Source organism: Sphingobium sp. SA916, assembly GCF_002894065.1.
Classification (GTDB): domain Bacteria; phylum Pseudomonadota; class Alphaproteobacteria; order Sphingomonadales; family Sphingomonadaceae; genus Sphingobium; species Sphingobium fuliginis.
In genome coordinates this window covers 79307-92666 of record NZ_LXYF01000074.1, presented here as the reverse complement: position 1 = coordinate 92666, position 13360 = coordinate 79307, and the positions used below count along the sequence as shown (strand labels likewise).

Here is a 13360-nt window from a genome sequence, read left to right as displayed (position 1 = left end):
ATGCGACGAAACGTTGAATTCGTCTGGCACCCCGAAGGGCGGGCGACTATATGCGCGCGCATGCAGCCCCAGTTCCAGCTAAACGAGCCGCTCGATGCGCGGCGCATCGTCGTCGCCATGTCCGGCGGCGTGGACAGCAGCGTCGTCGCAGCGCTCGCCGCGCGCACGGGGGCGGAGACCATCGGCGTCACGCTCCAGCTCTACGATCATGGCGCGGCGGTGGGGCGGACGGGAAGCTGCTGCGCCGGGCAGGACATACGCGACGCGCGGGCGGTCGCGGATCGCATCGGCATCGCCCATTATGTCTTTGATTATGAAAGCCGGTTCCGGGATTCGGTGATCGCTGATTTTGCCGACGAATATATGGCCGGGCGCACGCCCATCCCCTGCGTGAAATGCAATATGGGGGTGAAGTTCACCGATCTGTTTGCAATAGCCCGCGATCTGGGCGCCGACTGCCTGGCCACCGGCCATTATGTGCGTCGGGTGGAGGGAGCGCAGGGCGCCGAACTGCATCGCGCCGCCGATCCGGCGCGGGACCAGAGCTATTTCCTCTTCGCCACGACTCAGGTGCAGCTCGACTATCTGCGCTTCCCGCTGGGTGGCCTGCCCAAGCCGCAGGTGCGGGAGATCGCGGCGGAACTGGGCCTGTCGGTGGCGATGAAGCCCGACAGCCAGGACATCTGCTTCGTGCCGGACGGCGACTATGCGAAGATCGTGCGCAAGCTGCGGCCCGACGCTGATGAGGGCGGCGACATCGTCCATATCGACGGCCGCGTGATGGGCACGCACAAGGGGATGATCCACTATACCGTCGGCCAGCGCAAAGGGCTGGAGATCGGCGGCCAGGCCGAACCGCTCTATGTCGTGCGGCTGGATGCGCAGGCGCGGCGGGTGATCGTCGGGCCGAAGGCAGCGCTCGCGGTTTCGGCGGCAAGGCTGAGCGACATCAACTGGCTGGGCGGGGATTTTTCCGGGCCCTTGACGGCCAAGGTGCGCTCCATGGCCAAACCCGTCCCGGCCCGGCTGGAGGGCGAGCGGCTGGTCTTCGACGCGCCCGAATATGGCGTCGCGCCCGGGCAGGCGGCGGTGCTCTATGCCGGGGACCGGGTGCTGGGCGGCGGCTGGATCGCAGCGACGGAAGCGGCGCTGGCGGAGGCGGCGTAAGCCCCTCCCCGCTGCGACTAAGCTACGCCTGCGGCATGGCAAGTCTCGCTCCCCTCCCGCAGGCGGGAGGGGTTGGGGGTGGGCCTGCGCGACCTTGTTCTTTCAGGCTTTCGCAAGTAAGGCCCGCGCGTCATGACTCGTCCGCTCACCTTCGCCATTCCCAAGGGCCGCATCCTCGATGAGGCGCTGCCCCTGCTCGCCCAGGCCGGTATCGAGCCGGAGGCGGAATTCCATGACAAGAAGAGCCGCGCCCTCCGTTTCGCCACCAACCGGCCGGACGTGTCGATCATCCGCGTGCGCGCCTTCGACGTGGCGACCTTCGTCGCGCATGGCGCGGCGCAGATCGGCATCGTCGGATCGGATGTGCTGGAAGAGTTCGACTATTCGGAAATCTATGCGCCCGTCGACCTCGACATGGGGCATTGCCGCCTGTCGGTGGCGGAACCCGAAGGTCTTGCCGACGAGGACGAAGCGGCGATGAGCCATGTGCGCGTGGCGACCAAATATCCCCACCTGACGCGCAAATATTATGAGGCGCGTGGCATTCAGGCGGAATGCGTGAAGCTGAACGGCGCGATGGAGCTGGCCCCTTCGCTGGGCCTGTCGCGGCGGATCGTGGACCTTGTGTCCTCGGGCGCGACGCTGAAGGCCAATGGGCTGGTGGAAACCAATGTCATCATGCAGGTGTCGGCGCGGCTGATCGTCAATCGCGCCGCGTTCAAGATGCGATCGGCGGAACTGACGCCGCTGGTGGATGCCTTCCGCAAGGCCGTGGGGGTCAAGGATGCGGCGTGATCCCTTCACCGTCGTTCGCGCGCAGGTGGGAACCCGTCTCCCGCACGTTGCGCTTGGTGCGTCTTATGGGAGATGGATCCCCGCCTCCGCGGGGATGACGGCAATGGAAGGGGTGCGCCCATGACCTTCCGCCTTTCCACCGCCGACAGCGATTTCGCAGCCGCCTTCGCCGCCCTGGTCGATGCCCGGCGCGAGGCCGATGAGGATGTGTCGCGCGACGTCACCGCTATCCTGAAGCGCGTGCGCGCCGAGGGCGATGCGGCGCTGGCCGACTATACCAGCCGTTTCGACCGGCATGATTTGAACGTCAGCGGCTGGGCGGTCGAACCCGCCGAATGCCGCAAGGCGCTGGACGGCCTTTCGACCGAATTGCGCGACGCGCTGGAACTCGCGGCGGCGCGGATCGCGGCCTATCATGAAAAGCAGAAGCCGCAGGACAGCGACAGCGTGGACGCGGCGGGCGTCCGTCTCGGCGCGCGCTGGAATGCGGTGGATGCTGCCGGGCTTTACGTGCCGGGCGGGCGGGCGGCCTATCCCAGTTCGCTGCTGATGAACGTCATCCCCGCCAGGGTCGCGGGCGTCGAGCGCATCGCCATGGTCACGCCCACCCCTAATGGCGAGATCAATCCGCTGGTGCTGGCCGCGGCCGCCATCGCCGGGATCGAGGAGATCTGGCGCGTCGGTGGGGCGCAGGCGGTGGCGGCGCTGGCCTATGGCACGGACCGGATCAGGCCGGTCGACGTCATCACCGGCCCCGGCAACGCCTGGGTGGCGGAGGCGAAGCGCCAGCTTTACGGCGTGGTCGGCATCGACATGGTCGCGGGGCCTTCCGAGATCGTCGTGGTGGCCGATGGGAAGAACGATGCCGACTGGATCGCCGCCGACCTGCTCAGCCAGTCGGAGCATGACCCGACCAGCCAGTCGATCCTGTTCACCGACGATGCGGCCTTTGCCGATGCGGTGGCGGCGGCTGTGGAAAAGCGCCTGCCCCTGCTCGCCACGCAGGCGGTCGCGAGCGCGAGCTGGAACGCCAATGGCGCGATCATCGTCGTGCGCGACCTGGAAGAGGCCATGCCGTTGGTCGACCGCTTGGCGGCCGAGCATCTGGAACTGGCGGTCGACGATCCCGACGCGCTCTTCAAGCAGGTGCGCCATGCCGGTTCCGTCTTCCTGGGCCGGATGACGCCGGAAGCGGTGGGCGATTATGTCGCCGGGCCGAACCATGTGCTGCCGACCGGCCGCCGGGCGCGATTCTCCTCCGGCCTTTCGGTGCTGGACTTCATGAAGCGCACCAGCTTCCTCAGCCTCGATCAGAACGCCATCGACGCCATCGGCCCCGCCGCCGTCGCGCTGGCGGAGGCGGAGGGGCTTCCGGCCCATGCTGCATCGGTGGCGCTGCGTTTGAAATAATTTCCCCCCTCGCTGCGTTCGGCAAAGGGCTTCGACAGGCTCGGCCCGAACGGTTATGGAAAGACTATGAACGACCGCTCCAAATCCCGCTCCGCCGCGCGCCTCGCCGCGGTGCAGGCGCTCTACCAGCTTGAGATGGAGGGCACGCCGCTCCACCTGCTGCTGCATGAATTCCACCAGCACCGCTTGGGCGCGACCATAGAGGATGTCACCTATGCGCAGGCGGAGGAAAGCTTCTTCGACGATGTCGTGCAGGGCGTGGACCGGCGGCGCGAGGAGATTGACGGGCTGATCGTGGCGCGGCTCTCCAAGGGCTGGAGCCTGGAGCGGCTCGACAAGCCGATGCGGCAGATCCTGCGCGCTGGCACCTATGAACTGCTTGCCCGCAAGGATGTGGCGACCGGCACGGTGATCAGCGAATATGTCGATGTCGCCCATGCCTTCTACGACAAGCGCGAGGCGGGTTTCGTGAACGGGCTGCTGGACGCCGTGGCCAAGGACGTGCGGAAATAGGAACAGAAAATATCCGTTCGGGTTGAGCTTGTCGAAGCCCTTCACGTCCTTAAAAAGAAGAAAAAGCCGTTGGCTTCGCCGGCCTTCGGCTCGACAAGCTCAGGGTGAACGGATTTCATTTCAATGTCCGCTGAATCCCGTTTCCTGACCCTTCTCCGCCTGCTGGCGAACGATCCTGCCGCCCAGGGCTTGCGGGACGATGTGGCGGTCCTCGAAATCGGCAGCGCCCGCCTGATCCTCACCAGCGACACGATGGTGGAGGGGGTGCATTATCTGCCGGCCGATCCGCCCGCGGACATCGGCTGGAAACTGGCCGCCGTGAACCTGTCCGACCTCGCTGCCAAGGGCGCGAAGCCGGTCGGCTGCCTGCTCAACTATGCGCTGTCCGGCGACGACGCCTGGGACGCGGCTTTCCTTGAAGGATTGGGCGAGGCGCTTGGCCGCCATGCCATGCCCTTGCTGGGCGGCGACACGGTGCAGATGCCCAGGGGCGCCCCGCGCAGCTACAGCCTGACCGCGCTGGGCGAAGCGACAGGCCCGATCCCGGCGCGGAGCGGCGCGAAGGTCGGCGACCGGCTCTATCTGACCGGTCCTGTGGGGGATGCGGGCGTGGGCCTCGACCTGCTCAGGAACATGCCCGGCGCTTCGGGGCCGCTGGTGGAGGCCTATCGCCGCCCGCGTCCGCGTCTGGCGGAGGGCGCGCTGCTCGCCCGCCATGTCCATGCGATGATGGACGTGTCCGACGGCCTGCTGATCGACGCCGCCCGCATGGCGGAGGCGAGCGGCCTTGCCGTCACCATCGACCATATCCCGCTCTCCCCCGCGCTGGAGGCGACGCGCGGGGCCAGCAACGCCGTTCAGATCGCCGCGGCTCGGGCGGGGGACGATTATGAACTGCTCTTCGCCCTTCCCGCCGCGGTGAAGCCGCCCGTGCGCGCCATTCCCGTCGGCCGCTTCGCCAAGGGCGGGGGACTGACGCTGACGATAGACGGCGTGGCGATCCCGTTGCCGGACCGGCTCGGCTGGGAACATGGCTGATTTGCCTTAATATCGTAACGGGTTGACGCACGCCGTCCGCCCTGTAGCTTCACCCCCGACCTTTCTCAGCCCGGTAGGACCGCATGATGTGCGTGAGCTACGATGCTGATTGACGCGGTGCCCGACGCCGGAAGCGCATGTTCCGGCCGCCCGCCCTTACGCCCTTCGCCCGCCCGTCATTCCCTGCGGAGCGGCCGATGACAGGCATAACAGGGGGAGAGGAACATCCATGCAGATTGTCACGATTGCCATAGGATGCGGCCTGCTGGCCGTGCTCTACGGCCTCATCACCAGTCGACAGGTGCTGGCGGCGTCCGCCGGCAATGAAACCATGCAACAGATTGCGGGCGCGATTCAGGAGGGGGCGAAGGCCTATCTCGGCCGCCAATATACGACCATCGCCATGGTCGGCGTCGTCGTCGCGGCGCTGGTCTTCTTCTTCCTTGGCGTGACATCGGCGGTCGGCTTCCTGATCGGCGCGATCCTGTCGGGGGCGGCGGGCTTCATCGGCATGAACATCTCGGTCCGCGCCAATGTCCGCACGGCGGAGGCCGCGCGCGGCACGCTGCAAAGCGGGTTGACCGTCGCCTTCCGGGCGGGCGCCATCACCGGCATGCTGGTGGCGGGGCTGGCCCTGCTCGCGATCAGCGTCTTCTTCTGGTATCTGACCGGACCCGCGGGCCATGCGCCCGACGACCGGATCGTGATCGACTCCCTCGTCGCGCTGGCCTTCGGCGCCAGCCTCATCTCCATCTTCGCGCGGCTTGGCGGCGGCATCTTCACCAAGGCGGCCGATGTCGGCGCGGACCTTGTCGGCAAGGTGGAAGCGGGCATTCCGGAGGACGATCCACGCAACCCCGCCGTCATAGCGGACAATGTAGGCGACAATGTAGGCGACTGCGCGGGCATGGCGGCCGACCTGTTCGAAACCTATGTGGTGACGGTCGGCGCGACCATGGTGCTGACCGCGCTGCTGGTGACAGGCGTCGACAACGCCTTCCTGATGCGCCTGATGTCATTGCCGCTGATCGTCGGCGGGGTATGCATCATCACCTCGATCATCGGCACCTATATGGTGCGGCTGGGCGCGAGCCAGTCGATCATGGGCGCGCTCTACAAGGGGTTCTGGACCACCGCGATCCTGTCCATCCCGGCGCTCTATGCCGTGACGCAGTTCGCGCTGGGCGACCTCAACGCCCGTTTCGGCGCCGATCTGGACGGCGCGGGGGGGTATACCGGCATGGCGCTGTTCTGGGCGATGATGGTAGGCCTCGCGGTCACGGGCCTGATCGTCTGGATCACCGAATATTATACCGGCACCAACTACCGCCCGGTGCGCAGCATCGCCCGCGCTTCGGAAACCGGCCATGGCACCAACGTCATCCAGGGGCTGGCCGTCAGTCTGGAGGCGACGGCCCTGCCGACGCTGGTGATCGTCGTCGGCATCATCGTCGCCTATCAGCTTGCGGGCCTGATCGGCATCGCCTTCGCCGCGACCGCCATGCTGGCGCTGGCGGGCATGGTCGTGGCGCTGGACGCATACGGCCCCGTCACCGACAATGCGGGCGGCATCGCGGAAATGTCGCATCTCGACGACAGCGTGCGGGTCAAGACCGATGCGCTCGACGCCGTGGGCAACACCACGAAGGCGGTGACGAAGGGCTATGCCATCGGATCGGCGGGCCTGGCCGCGCTGGTGCTGTTCGGCGCCTATACGGAGGATCTGAAGTTCTACAACTCGGCTCTCGGCCTGACCGAGCCGGTCGATTTCAGCCTCTCCAATCCCTATGTCATCGTCGGCCTGCTGCTGGGCGCGCTGCTGCCCTATCTGTTCGGCGCGATGGGCATGACGGCGGTGGGCCGCGCGGCGGGCGACGTGGTCAAGGACGTGCGCGACCAGTTCGCCACCAACAAGGGGATCATGGAGGGCACCTCGCGTCCCGATTATGCCCGTACGGTGGACCTCGTCACCCGCGCCGCGATCAAGGAGATGATCGTCCCCAGCCTGCTGCCGGTGCTGGCGCCGATTTTCGTCTATTTCGCGATCTCCGCGGTGGCTGGCACGCCCAACGGCTTTGCGGCCCTGGGCGCGTTGCTGCTGGGCGTCATCGTCTCCGGCCTGTTCGTCGCGCTGTCCATGACCTCCGGCGGCGGGGCCTGGGACAATGCGAAGAAATATATCGAGGACGGCCATCATGGCGGCAAGGGCAGCGAAGCCCATAAGGCGGCCGTGACCGGCGATACGGTGGGCGATCCCTACAAGGACACGGCTGGCCCCGCTGTCAATCCGATGATCAAGATCACCAACATCGTCGCCCTGCTGCTGCTAGCCGCCCTGGCGCACGGCGCGTAGTGCCCCGTTAAAAAAGGGAAAGACAGCAAAATGGCTCCGCCCTATAGAAAGGCGGGGCCATTATATTATGGGGGTAAGATTGAGGGGGCTTTCTGTCGTCGCGGGCATGGCGCTCGCGCAGCTTTGCGTGTCGGCCAGTGCGCAAACGGCGCCTGTACCGCGCAAGGAATGGCCGATCGAGGCCTTTGCCGAACTGCCGATGATGGTGGAACCGCAACTCTCGCCCGATGGGATGCGCCTCGCCGCCAGGGTGTCGCGCAATGGCGAACTGCTGCTGATGATCGCCTCCATCATCGAAGAGCCCAACCGTATCCGCACCCTGCAACTGGGGGAAAACGATCTCAACTGGTGGCGTTGGGTCAATGACGACTGGCTGATCGCGGGCATAGGCAGCGAAACCAACGTCCAGGGCATGCCCTGGTCGATCAGCCGCGTCGTCAGCATCAAGCGCGACGGGTCGAAGATCAACCTGCTGGCCAAGAATGTGGCGGCGCAGAATGGCGATGACGTCATCTGGGTCGCCCGCGATGGCACGCCGCGCATCCTGCTCGCCTATCAATCGTCCATCTTCGGCAGTGAACTCGGCTTCTGGCCGCAGGTGGACGAGGTGGATGTCGCCACCGGCAAGATGCGCCCGGTGGTGCAGTCGCGCCAGAATGTCATGTCCTGGTATGCCGATGCGACCGGCACGGTGCGCATGGGCGTGGGCTATGACGATGCGACGCGCATGTCGAAGCTGCTCTATCGCGTCGACGGCCGGTCCGGTTTCCGCACGATCGACCGGGCCAATCGCCGCCGCGACGAATCCATGGTCGTGCCGCTGCTGTTCACGGCCGATCCGGGCAAGGCGATTGCCAGCGACGATCATGAGGGTACTGACGCGCTGTACGAATATGACCTGACAAGGCTGGAACTGGGCAAGAAGATTTTCGCCGCGCCCGGCTTCGACATAGACGGGATCGAACGCGACACCGCCGGCACCGGCCTGGCCGGGGTGCGCTATACCGCCGAAGGACCGGGGGTGCACTGGTTCGACGAGGGGTTGGCGAAGATCCAGGCCGACATCGACAAGGCGGTGGGCGCCCATCGCCGCGCCCGGATCGTGTCCACCAGCCGGGATCATCAGCGCATGATCGTTCATGTCGGCAGCGCGGACCAGCCGGGCACCTATTATTATTACGACACCGCCGCCGGCGCGATGAGCATCCTGTCGAAGATCAGCGAAAATTTCGGGCCCGGCGTCCATCTCTCCCCGGTCAGGACGATCCGTTACAAGGCGCGCGACGGGCTGGAGATCGCGGCGGTGCTGACCGTGCCGGCGGGCAAGGACCCCAAGGGTCTGCCGTTGATCCTGATGCCGCATGGCGGCCCCTTCGCCCGGGACAGCGAGGAATGGGACTGGTGGGTGCAGTTCCTGGCCTATCGCGGCTATGCGGTGCTGCAGCCCAATTATCGCGGCTCCTCCGGCTATGGCACCGCCTTTGCGGACAAGGGCGAGGGGCAGTGGGGCCTTGCCATGCAGGACGACCTCAACGACGCGGTCGACTGGGCGGTGAAGGAAGGGATTGCCGACGCGAAGCGCGTCTGCATCGTCGGCGCCTCCTATGGCGGCTATGCGGCGATGCGCGGCGCACAGCGCGACGGCGCGCGCTACCGCTGCGCGGTCTCCTATGCCGGCGTGTCGGACCTCTCGGCCATGATGCGCTATGACCGCCGCTTCCTCAATCATGGTTCGCGCAAGGACTGGATGAAGGAGCAGGCGCCCGATTTCGCCGCCGTTTCTCCGATCAATTTCGCCGCGCAATTCTCAACGCCGATCCTGCTGATGCATGGCAGGAAGGACCGGCGGGTGCAGGTGAACCAGTCGCGCGAAATGGCGGAGAAGCTGAAGGCGGCAGGCAAGGTCGCCGGACGCGACTATATCTATGTCGAACAGCCTTTGGGCGACCATTTCTTTTCCCGCCAGGCCGATCGGCTGGAATTCCTCCAACGGCTCGACGCCTTTTTGAAGGACCATAATCCGGCCTGAAACCGGGCCCGCGACGTCGAACCGCGCGCTATAGCGGGCCGAACGGTTCGGCGTCGGGCGAGATTGTCATAAATTAGAAATCAGATAGTCACATGAATGTAACGCATCGGTCATAGTTCGCCCGCGTCCGCCACGATGGCGAGGGGAGATTGACTTCATGCGACTGACCCACAAGCTGCTGCCCGCGCTTGCCCTGCTGGCCGTCCCGGCCGTGGCGCATGCCAGCGAGGACGAACAGCTCTGGACCACAGCGAACGCGACGGTGAAGCTGAGCGATCATTGGCGCTTTTCGCAAGAGGTCGTCGCCCGGTTCAGCAACGATCGCGACGGGCTGTACGAGGTCGAGATGAATTCGCTGGTCGGCTACAGGATCGGCAAGAAGGTGACGGTCTGGGCGGGCTATACCCATGACCCGCAATATGACGCCGGCCATTTTTCCGTGATGGAGCATCGCGGGCGCCAGCAGGTCACCTTCGACAATATCGTGAAGATCGGGCCCGGCCAGCTCAGCGCGCGCCTCCGGCTGGAGGAGCGCTGGCGCGAGGGGATCGACGGCACCGCCTGGCGGCTGCGTCCCTATGTCAAATATGTGCTGCCGTTCAGGGAAGGCGGCAAGACCGCGCTGCTCCTCAGCCACGAGAGCTTCATCGACTTCAACACCACCAATTTCCAGCGGGTGCAGGGGGAGGAGCGGATGCGCAACCTGATCGCCATCACCACCCCCGTAGCGAAGAATGTGAATGCGGAGATCGGCTATCTGCACCAGCACGGCTTCCGCCCGGACGCCGACGACAGCAATGACAATGTCGCGTCCTTCTCGCTGAGCTTTTCCTTCTGATCTGCGGCGCGGGGTGCGATCGAGCCGCATCTTCCGCGCGGAAAGCCGGAAAAGCCGAGGGTTGAGGACCGCACCATAGTCTCGGACATTCTCCCTCGTCGCCATCGTGGCTCCAATGGCTCAATATGTCCCCAACAAGACCCTCCCTTCGTGCCTTACCCCATCGGAATCCGGCCACTGACTTCTCAGGAACACGGTGCATTTGACCGTAGCAAATGGCCAGTTATGTACGTTCGCACTTCCCCTCGCCTTCAGGGGAGGGTGGGGCTTAGCATCCACTTTCCACCCAATATCAACCTACGCGTTCTACCCTAGGCCGAGCGCCGTCGCCGTCCAGTAGGTAAGGCCCGCCGCGACATAGGCCAGGATGAACAGATAACCGATCATGAACAGCGGCCATTTCCAGCCGTTGGTCTCGCGCCGCGTCACCGCGATGGTGGAGATGCACTGGGGCGCGAAGACGAACCAGGCGAGGAAGGCGAGCGCAGTCGGCAGCGGCCAATTGTCCTTCAGCCGGTCGCCTAGGCTGCGTTCCAGCTTCGCTTCATCCTCGTCGGCGTCCAGCGAATAGACGGTGGCGAGCGCGGACACGGCCACTTCGCGCGCCGCCATGGCCGGGATCAGCGCGAGCGAGATGTCGCGGTTGAAGCCGATCGGCGCGAGCACCAGGTTGAGCCCGTTGGCGACACGTCCCGCGACCGAATAGTTGACCTGGCTGATGCCGCTATCTTCCGGCGCCTTGGGAAAGCTCAGCAGCACCCAGAGGATCACCGTCGAGGTGAAGATGATCGTGCCCGCGCGCTTGAGGAAGATCACCGCGCGCTGCCAAAGGCCAAGCAATATGTCCTGTGGGCGCGGCCATTGATATTTGGGCATCTCCATCAGGAAGCCGCCGCTCGCGCCCTTGGTGACGGTGCGGCGCAGCATCAGCGCGGCCAGCATCGCGCCGACGATGCCGGAGATGTAGAGGCAGAACAGCACCAGCCCCTGCAAACCGATGCCGAGCGCCACCGTTCGGGCCGGGATGAAGGCGCCGATGATCACCGCATAGACCGGCAGCCGCGCCGAACAGGTCATCAGCGGCGCGATCAATATGGTGGTCAGCCGGTCCTTCGGGTCCGCGATGGTGCGGGTCGCCATGATCCCCGGCACCGCGCAGGCGAAGGAGGAGAGCAGCGGGATGAAGGCCCGCCCAGACAGCCCCACCTTGGCCATCAGCCCGTCCATCAGGAAGGCGGCGCGGACCATATAGCCGGTCGCCTCCAGCATCAGGATGAAGAAGAAGAGGATCAGGATCTGCGGCAGGAACACGATGACCGATCCAACGCCGTTCAGCACCCCGTCGACCAGGAAGGAACGCAGCAGCCCATCGGGCAGCGCGGCCGTCACGGCGTCGCTGGCGCTGGCGACAAAGCCCTCGATCATGGCGATCGGCGCTGCGGACCAGGCATAGACCGCCTGGAACATGATGAAGAGCAGCGCGAGCAGCAGGATCAGCCCCGCCACGGGATGCAGCGCCACCCGGTCGACAGCCGCGGTCAGCCGGCGGGAGGGGGTTTCGCGCACGATGGCCGCGCGGGCAATCCGGCGCGCTTCCCGGCGCAGCCCTTCGAAATCGCGCTGTTCGGCTGAAGCGCGGACCTTGCCTGCGCTGCCGTCGAGCATCGATTCCAGCTCCCCGCGCAGATGATCCAGGCCGCGCTTGCGCACCGCCACGGTGGAGATCACCGGCACGCCCAGTTCACGGGAGAGGATATGGGCGTCCAGTTCCAGCCCGTCGCGGGTGGCGAGGTCGACCATGTTGAGCGCCACGATGGTCGGCAGGCCAAGCGCGATCAGTTCCAGCGCGAAGCGGAGATGATTGTCGAGATTGGACGCGTCGACCACCACGACCAGCGCGTCGGGCAGGCGCTCGCCCGCCTGCCTGCCCAATATGACGTCGCGCGTCACCTGTTCGTCGGGACTGGTGGGGTTGAGGCTGTAGGTGCCGGGCAGGTCGACCAGTTCGATCGGGCGGCCGTCCGACAGGGAAAAGCGGCCCGCCTTGCGCTCCACGGTGACGCCGGGATAATTGCCCAGCTTCTGCCGCGCCCCGGTCAGGGCGTTGAACAGGGCGCTCTTGCCGGCATTGGGATTGCCGACCAGCGCGATCAGCGGCAGGTTCGTCACAGGTCACTGTCCGAGGGGCCGGTGCGGACCGTGATGGCGGCGGCATGGTTGCGGCGCATGGCGATGGTCATGCGGCCGACCTTGCAGGCGATGGGCCCGCGGCCCAGCAACCCGCCATGGTGCAGCGCTTCCACGCTCGCGCCCTCGCACAGGCCGAATTCACGCAGCCTTTGCCCGTCGGACGCGGACAGCGCGTTCCAGTCGATCAGGTCCACATAAGCGGGTTGGCGCAGCGGCAGGTCGGTCAGGCGCAAGGGTAAGGCACTCGTCATTTACTTCTGCGAGTGACTATCAATACCGATTGGAAAAGGCCAGCGCGAATCGGTGCGGCAGCGCGGCAGATTATATGGCCGGGTAGCGCAGCCGCCCGATGAAGCGGGCGAAGCTCAGCCGTTCGCCGCCGCCAATGCCCTTCCACTGGGCCTTGGCGCGCTCGAAGCGCATCACGCCTTCGATCCGCCGCGCCAGGAAAGCGCGGGTCTCCGCCCAGTCATCGCTCTCATCATCGACGAAGACCAGCAGGGTCACGGCATAAACCCCCGCCAGCGTCAGGCGCTTGCTGTAATGATTGAGGTCCGTCGACTCGTCGCCTGCGGCGCGCCACATCACGTCCGCCGCGCGCCAGCCGAGTTTGGCGGCGCGGGCCGCGTTGCGGGGCATGGCCATGACCGCCTGCGCCCGGCGCAGCGCTTCCCGGTCGCGCGCGAGCAGGGTCAGGCGGCTTTCCACCAGCCGCGTTATGCGCTGGCGGATCGACAGGGCCGCCAGCTTCTCAGCCGGCAGCGCCTCCAGCATCCGCGCATCGATGCTTTCGAACCAGGCATCGATCATGTCCATCGCACCCCCTGGAAAGGCCAGCGCGGCGATGTCGGCATCGATGCCGCACTGCTCCGCCGCCATGGCCACCGCTTCCCGGCGCCAGCCGTCGAAGGCGGCATGGCGGGGCAGGATCGGGGCGAGCGCGGCCCGCACTTCGTCGAGCGTCATGTCTTGATGCGTCGGGGTCATGGCCCGCTATTACGCCCCGCCGCGCAGGCGTACAAGCGCG

At 66.0% G+C, this 13360-nt stretch carries 11 protein-coding genes; 8 read left to right on the top strand and 3 right to left on the bottom strand.

Translation table 11 applies throughout. The annotated features are described in order from the left end of the window. Positions 1-60: 60 nt before the first annotated feature. From mnmA to A8G00_RS21080, 8 genes are all read left to right on the top strand, one after another. Positions 61-1167 carry a tRNA 2-thiouridine(34) synthase MnmA gene (gene mnmA / locus A8G00_RS21115; RefSeq protein WP_061938644.1) on the top strand — a complete coding sequence of 369 codons (1107 nt, stop codon included), beginning with the start codon at positions 61-63 and terminating at the stop codon, positions 1165-1167. A 132-nt stretch (positions 1168-1299) separates the two neighbouring features. After that, positions 1300-1962 carry an ATP phosphoribosyltransferase gene (hisG, locus tag A8G00_RS21110; protein WP_103001594.1) on the top strand — a complete coding sequence of 221 codons (663 nt, stop codon included), beginning with the start codon at positions 1300-1302 and terminating at the stop codon, positions 1960-1962. 120 nt (positions 1963-2082) lie between these two features. Then, the gene (gene hisD / locus A8G00_RS21105) at positions 2083-3372 is read left to right on the top strand and encodes a histidinol dehydrogenase (RefSeq protein ID WP_103001593.1); all 1290 of its coding nucleotides are present in this window, start codon (positions 2083-2085) and stop codon (positions 3370-3372) included. Between the two features lie 66 nt (positions 3373-3438). Further along, on the top strand, positions 3439-3885 hold the full coding sequence (gene nusB, locus A8G00_RS21100; RefSeq protein WP_025548292.1) for a transcription antitermination factor NusB: 447 nt from the start codon (positions 3439-3441) through the stop codon (positions 3883-3885). Positions 3886-4008: 123 nt separating this feature from the next. After that, positions 4009-4923, top strand: coding sequence for a thiamine-phosphate kinase (thiL, locus tag A8G00_RS21095; RefSeq protein WP_061938653.1), 915 nt, complete (start codon positions 4009-4011; stop codon positions 4921-4923). A 229-nt stretch (positions 4924-5152) separates the two neighbouring features. Next, positions 5153-7276 carry a sodium-translocating pyrophosphatase gene (locus A8G00_RS21090; protein WP_025548289.1) on the top strand — a complete coding sequence of 708 codons (2124 nt, stop codon included), beginning with the start codon at positions 5153-5155 and terminating at the stop codon, positions 7274-7276. Between the two features lie 106 nt (positions 7277-7382). Then, positions 7383-9305, top strand: coding sequence for a S9 family peptidase (locus A8G00_RS21085; protein WP_172451939.1), 1923 nt, complete (start codon positions 7383-7385; stop codon positions 9303-9305). Positions 9306-9462: 157 nt separating this feature from the next. Continuing rightward, the gene (locus A8G00_RS21080) at positions 9463-10143 is read left to right on the top strand and encodes a DUF2490 domain-containing protein (protein ID WP_103001591.1); all 681 of its coding nucleotides are present in this window, start codon (positions 9463-9465) and stop codon (positions 10141-10143) included. Between the two features lie 306 nt (positions 10144-10449). Here the strand turns inward: A8G00_RS21080 and A8G00_RS21075 are convergent, their stop codons facing one another. The 3 genes from A8G00_RS21075 to A8G00_RS21065 all read right to left on the bottom strand — a co-directional run bounded on the left by A8G00_RS21075 (position 10450) and on the right by A8G00_RS21065 (position 13320). Then, positions 10450-12312 (bottom strand): ferrous iron transporter B, encoded by a 1863-nt coding sequence (locus tag A8G00_RS21075; RefSeq protein ID WP_103001590.1) that lies wholly within the window; start codon positions 12310-12312, stop codon positions 10450-10452. After that, the gene (locus tag A8G00_RS21070; protein ID WP_025548285.1) at positions 12309-12566 is read right to left on the bottom strand and encodes a FeoA family protein; all 258 of its coding nucleotides are present in this window, start codon (positions 12564-12566) and stop codon (positions 12309-12311) included. The genes A8G00_RS21075 and A8G00_RS21070 overlap by 4 nt, the downstream gene beginning before the upstream one ends. A gap of 88 nt (positions 12567-12654) precedes the next feature. Beyond that, on the bottom strand, positions 12655-13320 hold the full coding sequence (locus A8G00_RS21065; RefSeq protein WP_103001589.1) for a COQ9 family protein: 666 nt from the start codon (positions 13318-13320) through the stop codon (positions 12655-12657). Between the last annotated feature and the right edge of the window lie 40 nt (positions 13321-13360).

What these genes read in the sequence shown, in the direction of transcription:
- A8G00_RS21065 (WP_103001589.1), bottom strand. Translation starts at nt 13,320, where the DNA reads ATGACCCCGACGCATCAAGACATGACGCTCGACGAAGTGCGGGCCGCG.
- hisG (WP_103001594.1), top strand. Translation starts at nt 1,300, where the DNA reads ATGACTCGTCCGCTCACCTTCGCCATTCCCAAGGGCCGCATCCTCGAT.
- mnmA (WP_061938644.1), top strand. Translation starts at nt 61, where the DNA reads ATGCAGCCCCAGTTCCAGCTAAACGAGCCGCTCGATGCGCGGCGCATC.
- A8G00_RS21090 (WP_025548289.1), top strand. Translation starts at nt 5,153, where the DNA reads ATGCAGATTGTCACGATTGCCATAGGATGCGGCCTGCTGGCCGTGCTC.
- nusB (WP_025548292.1), top strand. Translation starts at nt 3,439, where the DNA reads ATGAACGACCGCTCCAAATCCCGCTCCGCCGCGCGCCTCGCCGCGGTG.
- thiL (WP_061938653.1), top strand. Translation starts at nt 4,009, where the DNA reads ATGTCCGCTGAATCCCGTTTCCTGACCCTTCTCCGCCTGCTGGCGAAC.
- A8G00_RS21080 (WP_103001591.1), top strand. Translation starts at nt 9,463, where the DNA reads ATGCGACTGACCCACAAGCTGCTGCCCGCGCTTGCCCTGCTGGCCGTC.
- hisD (WP_103001593.1), top strand. Translation starts at nt 2,083, where the DNA reads ATGACCTTCCGCCTTTCCACCGCCGACAGCGATTTCGCAGCCGCCTTC.
- A8G00_RS21085 (WP_172451939.1), top strand. Translation starts at nt 7,383, where the DNA reads ATGGCGCTCGCGCAGCTTTGCGTGTCGGCCAGTGCGCAAACGGCGCCT.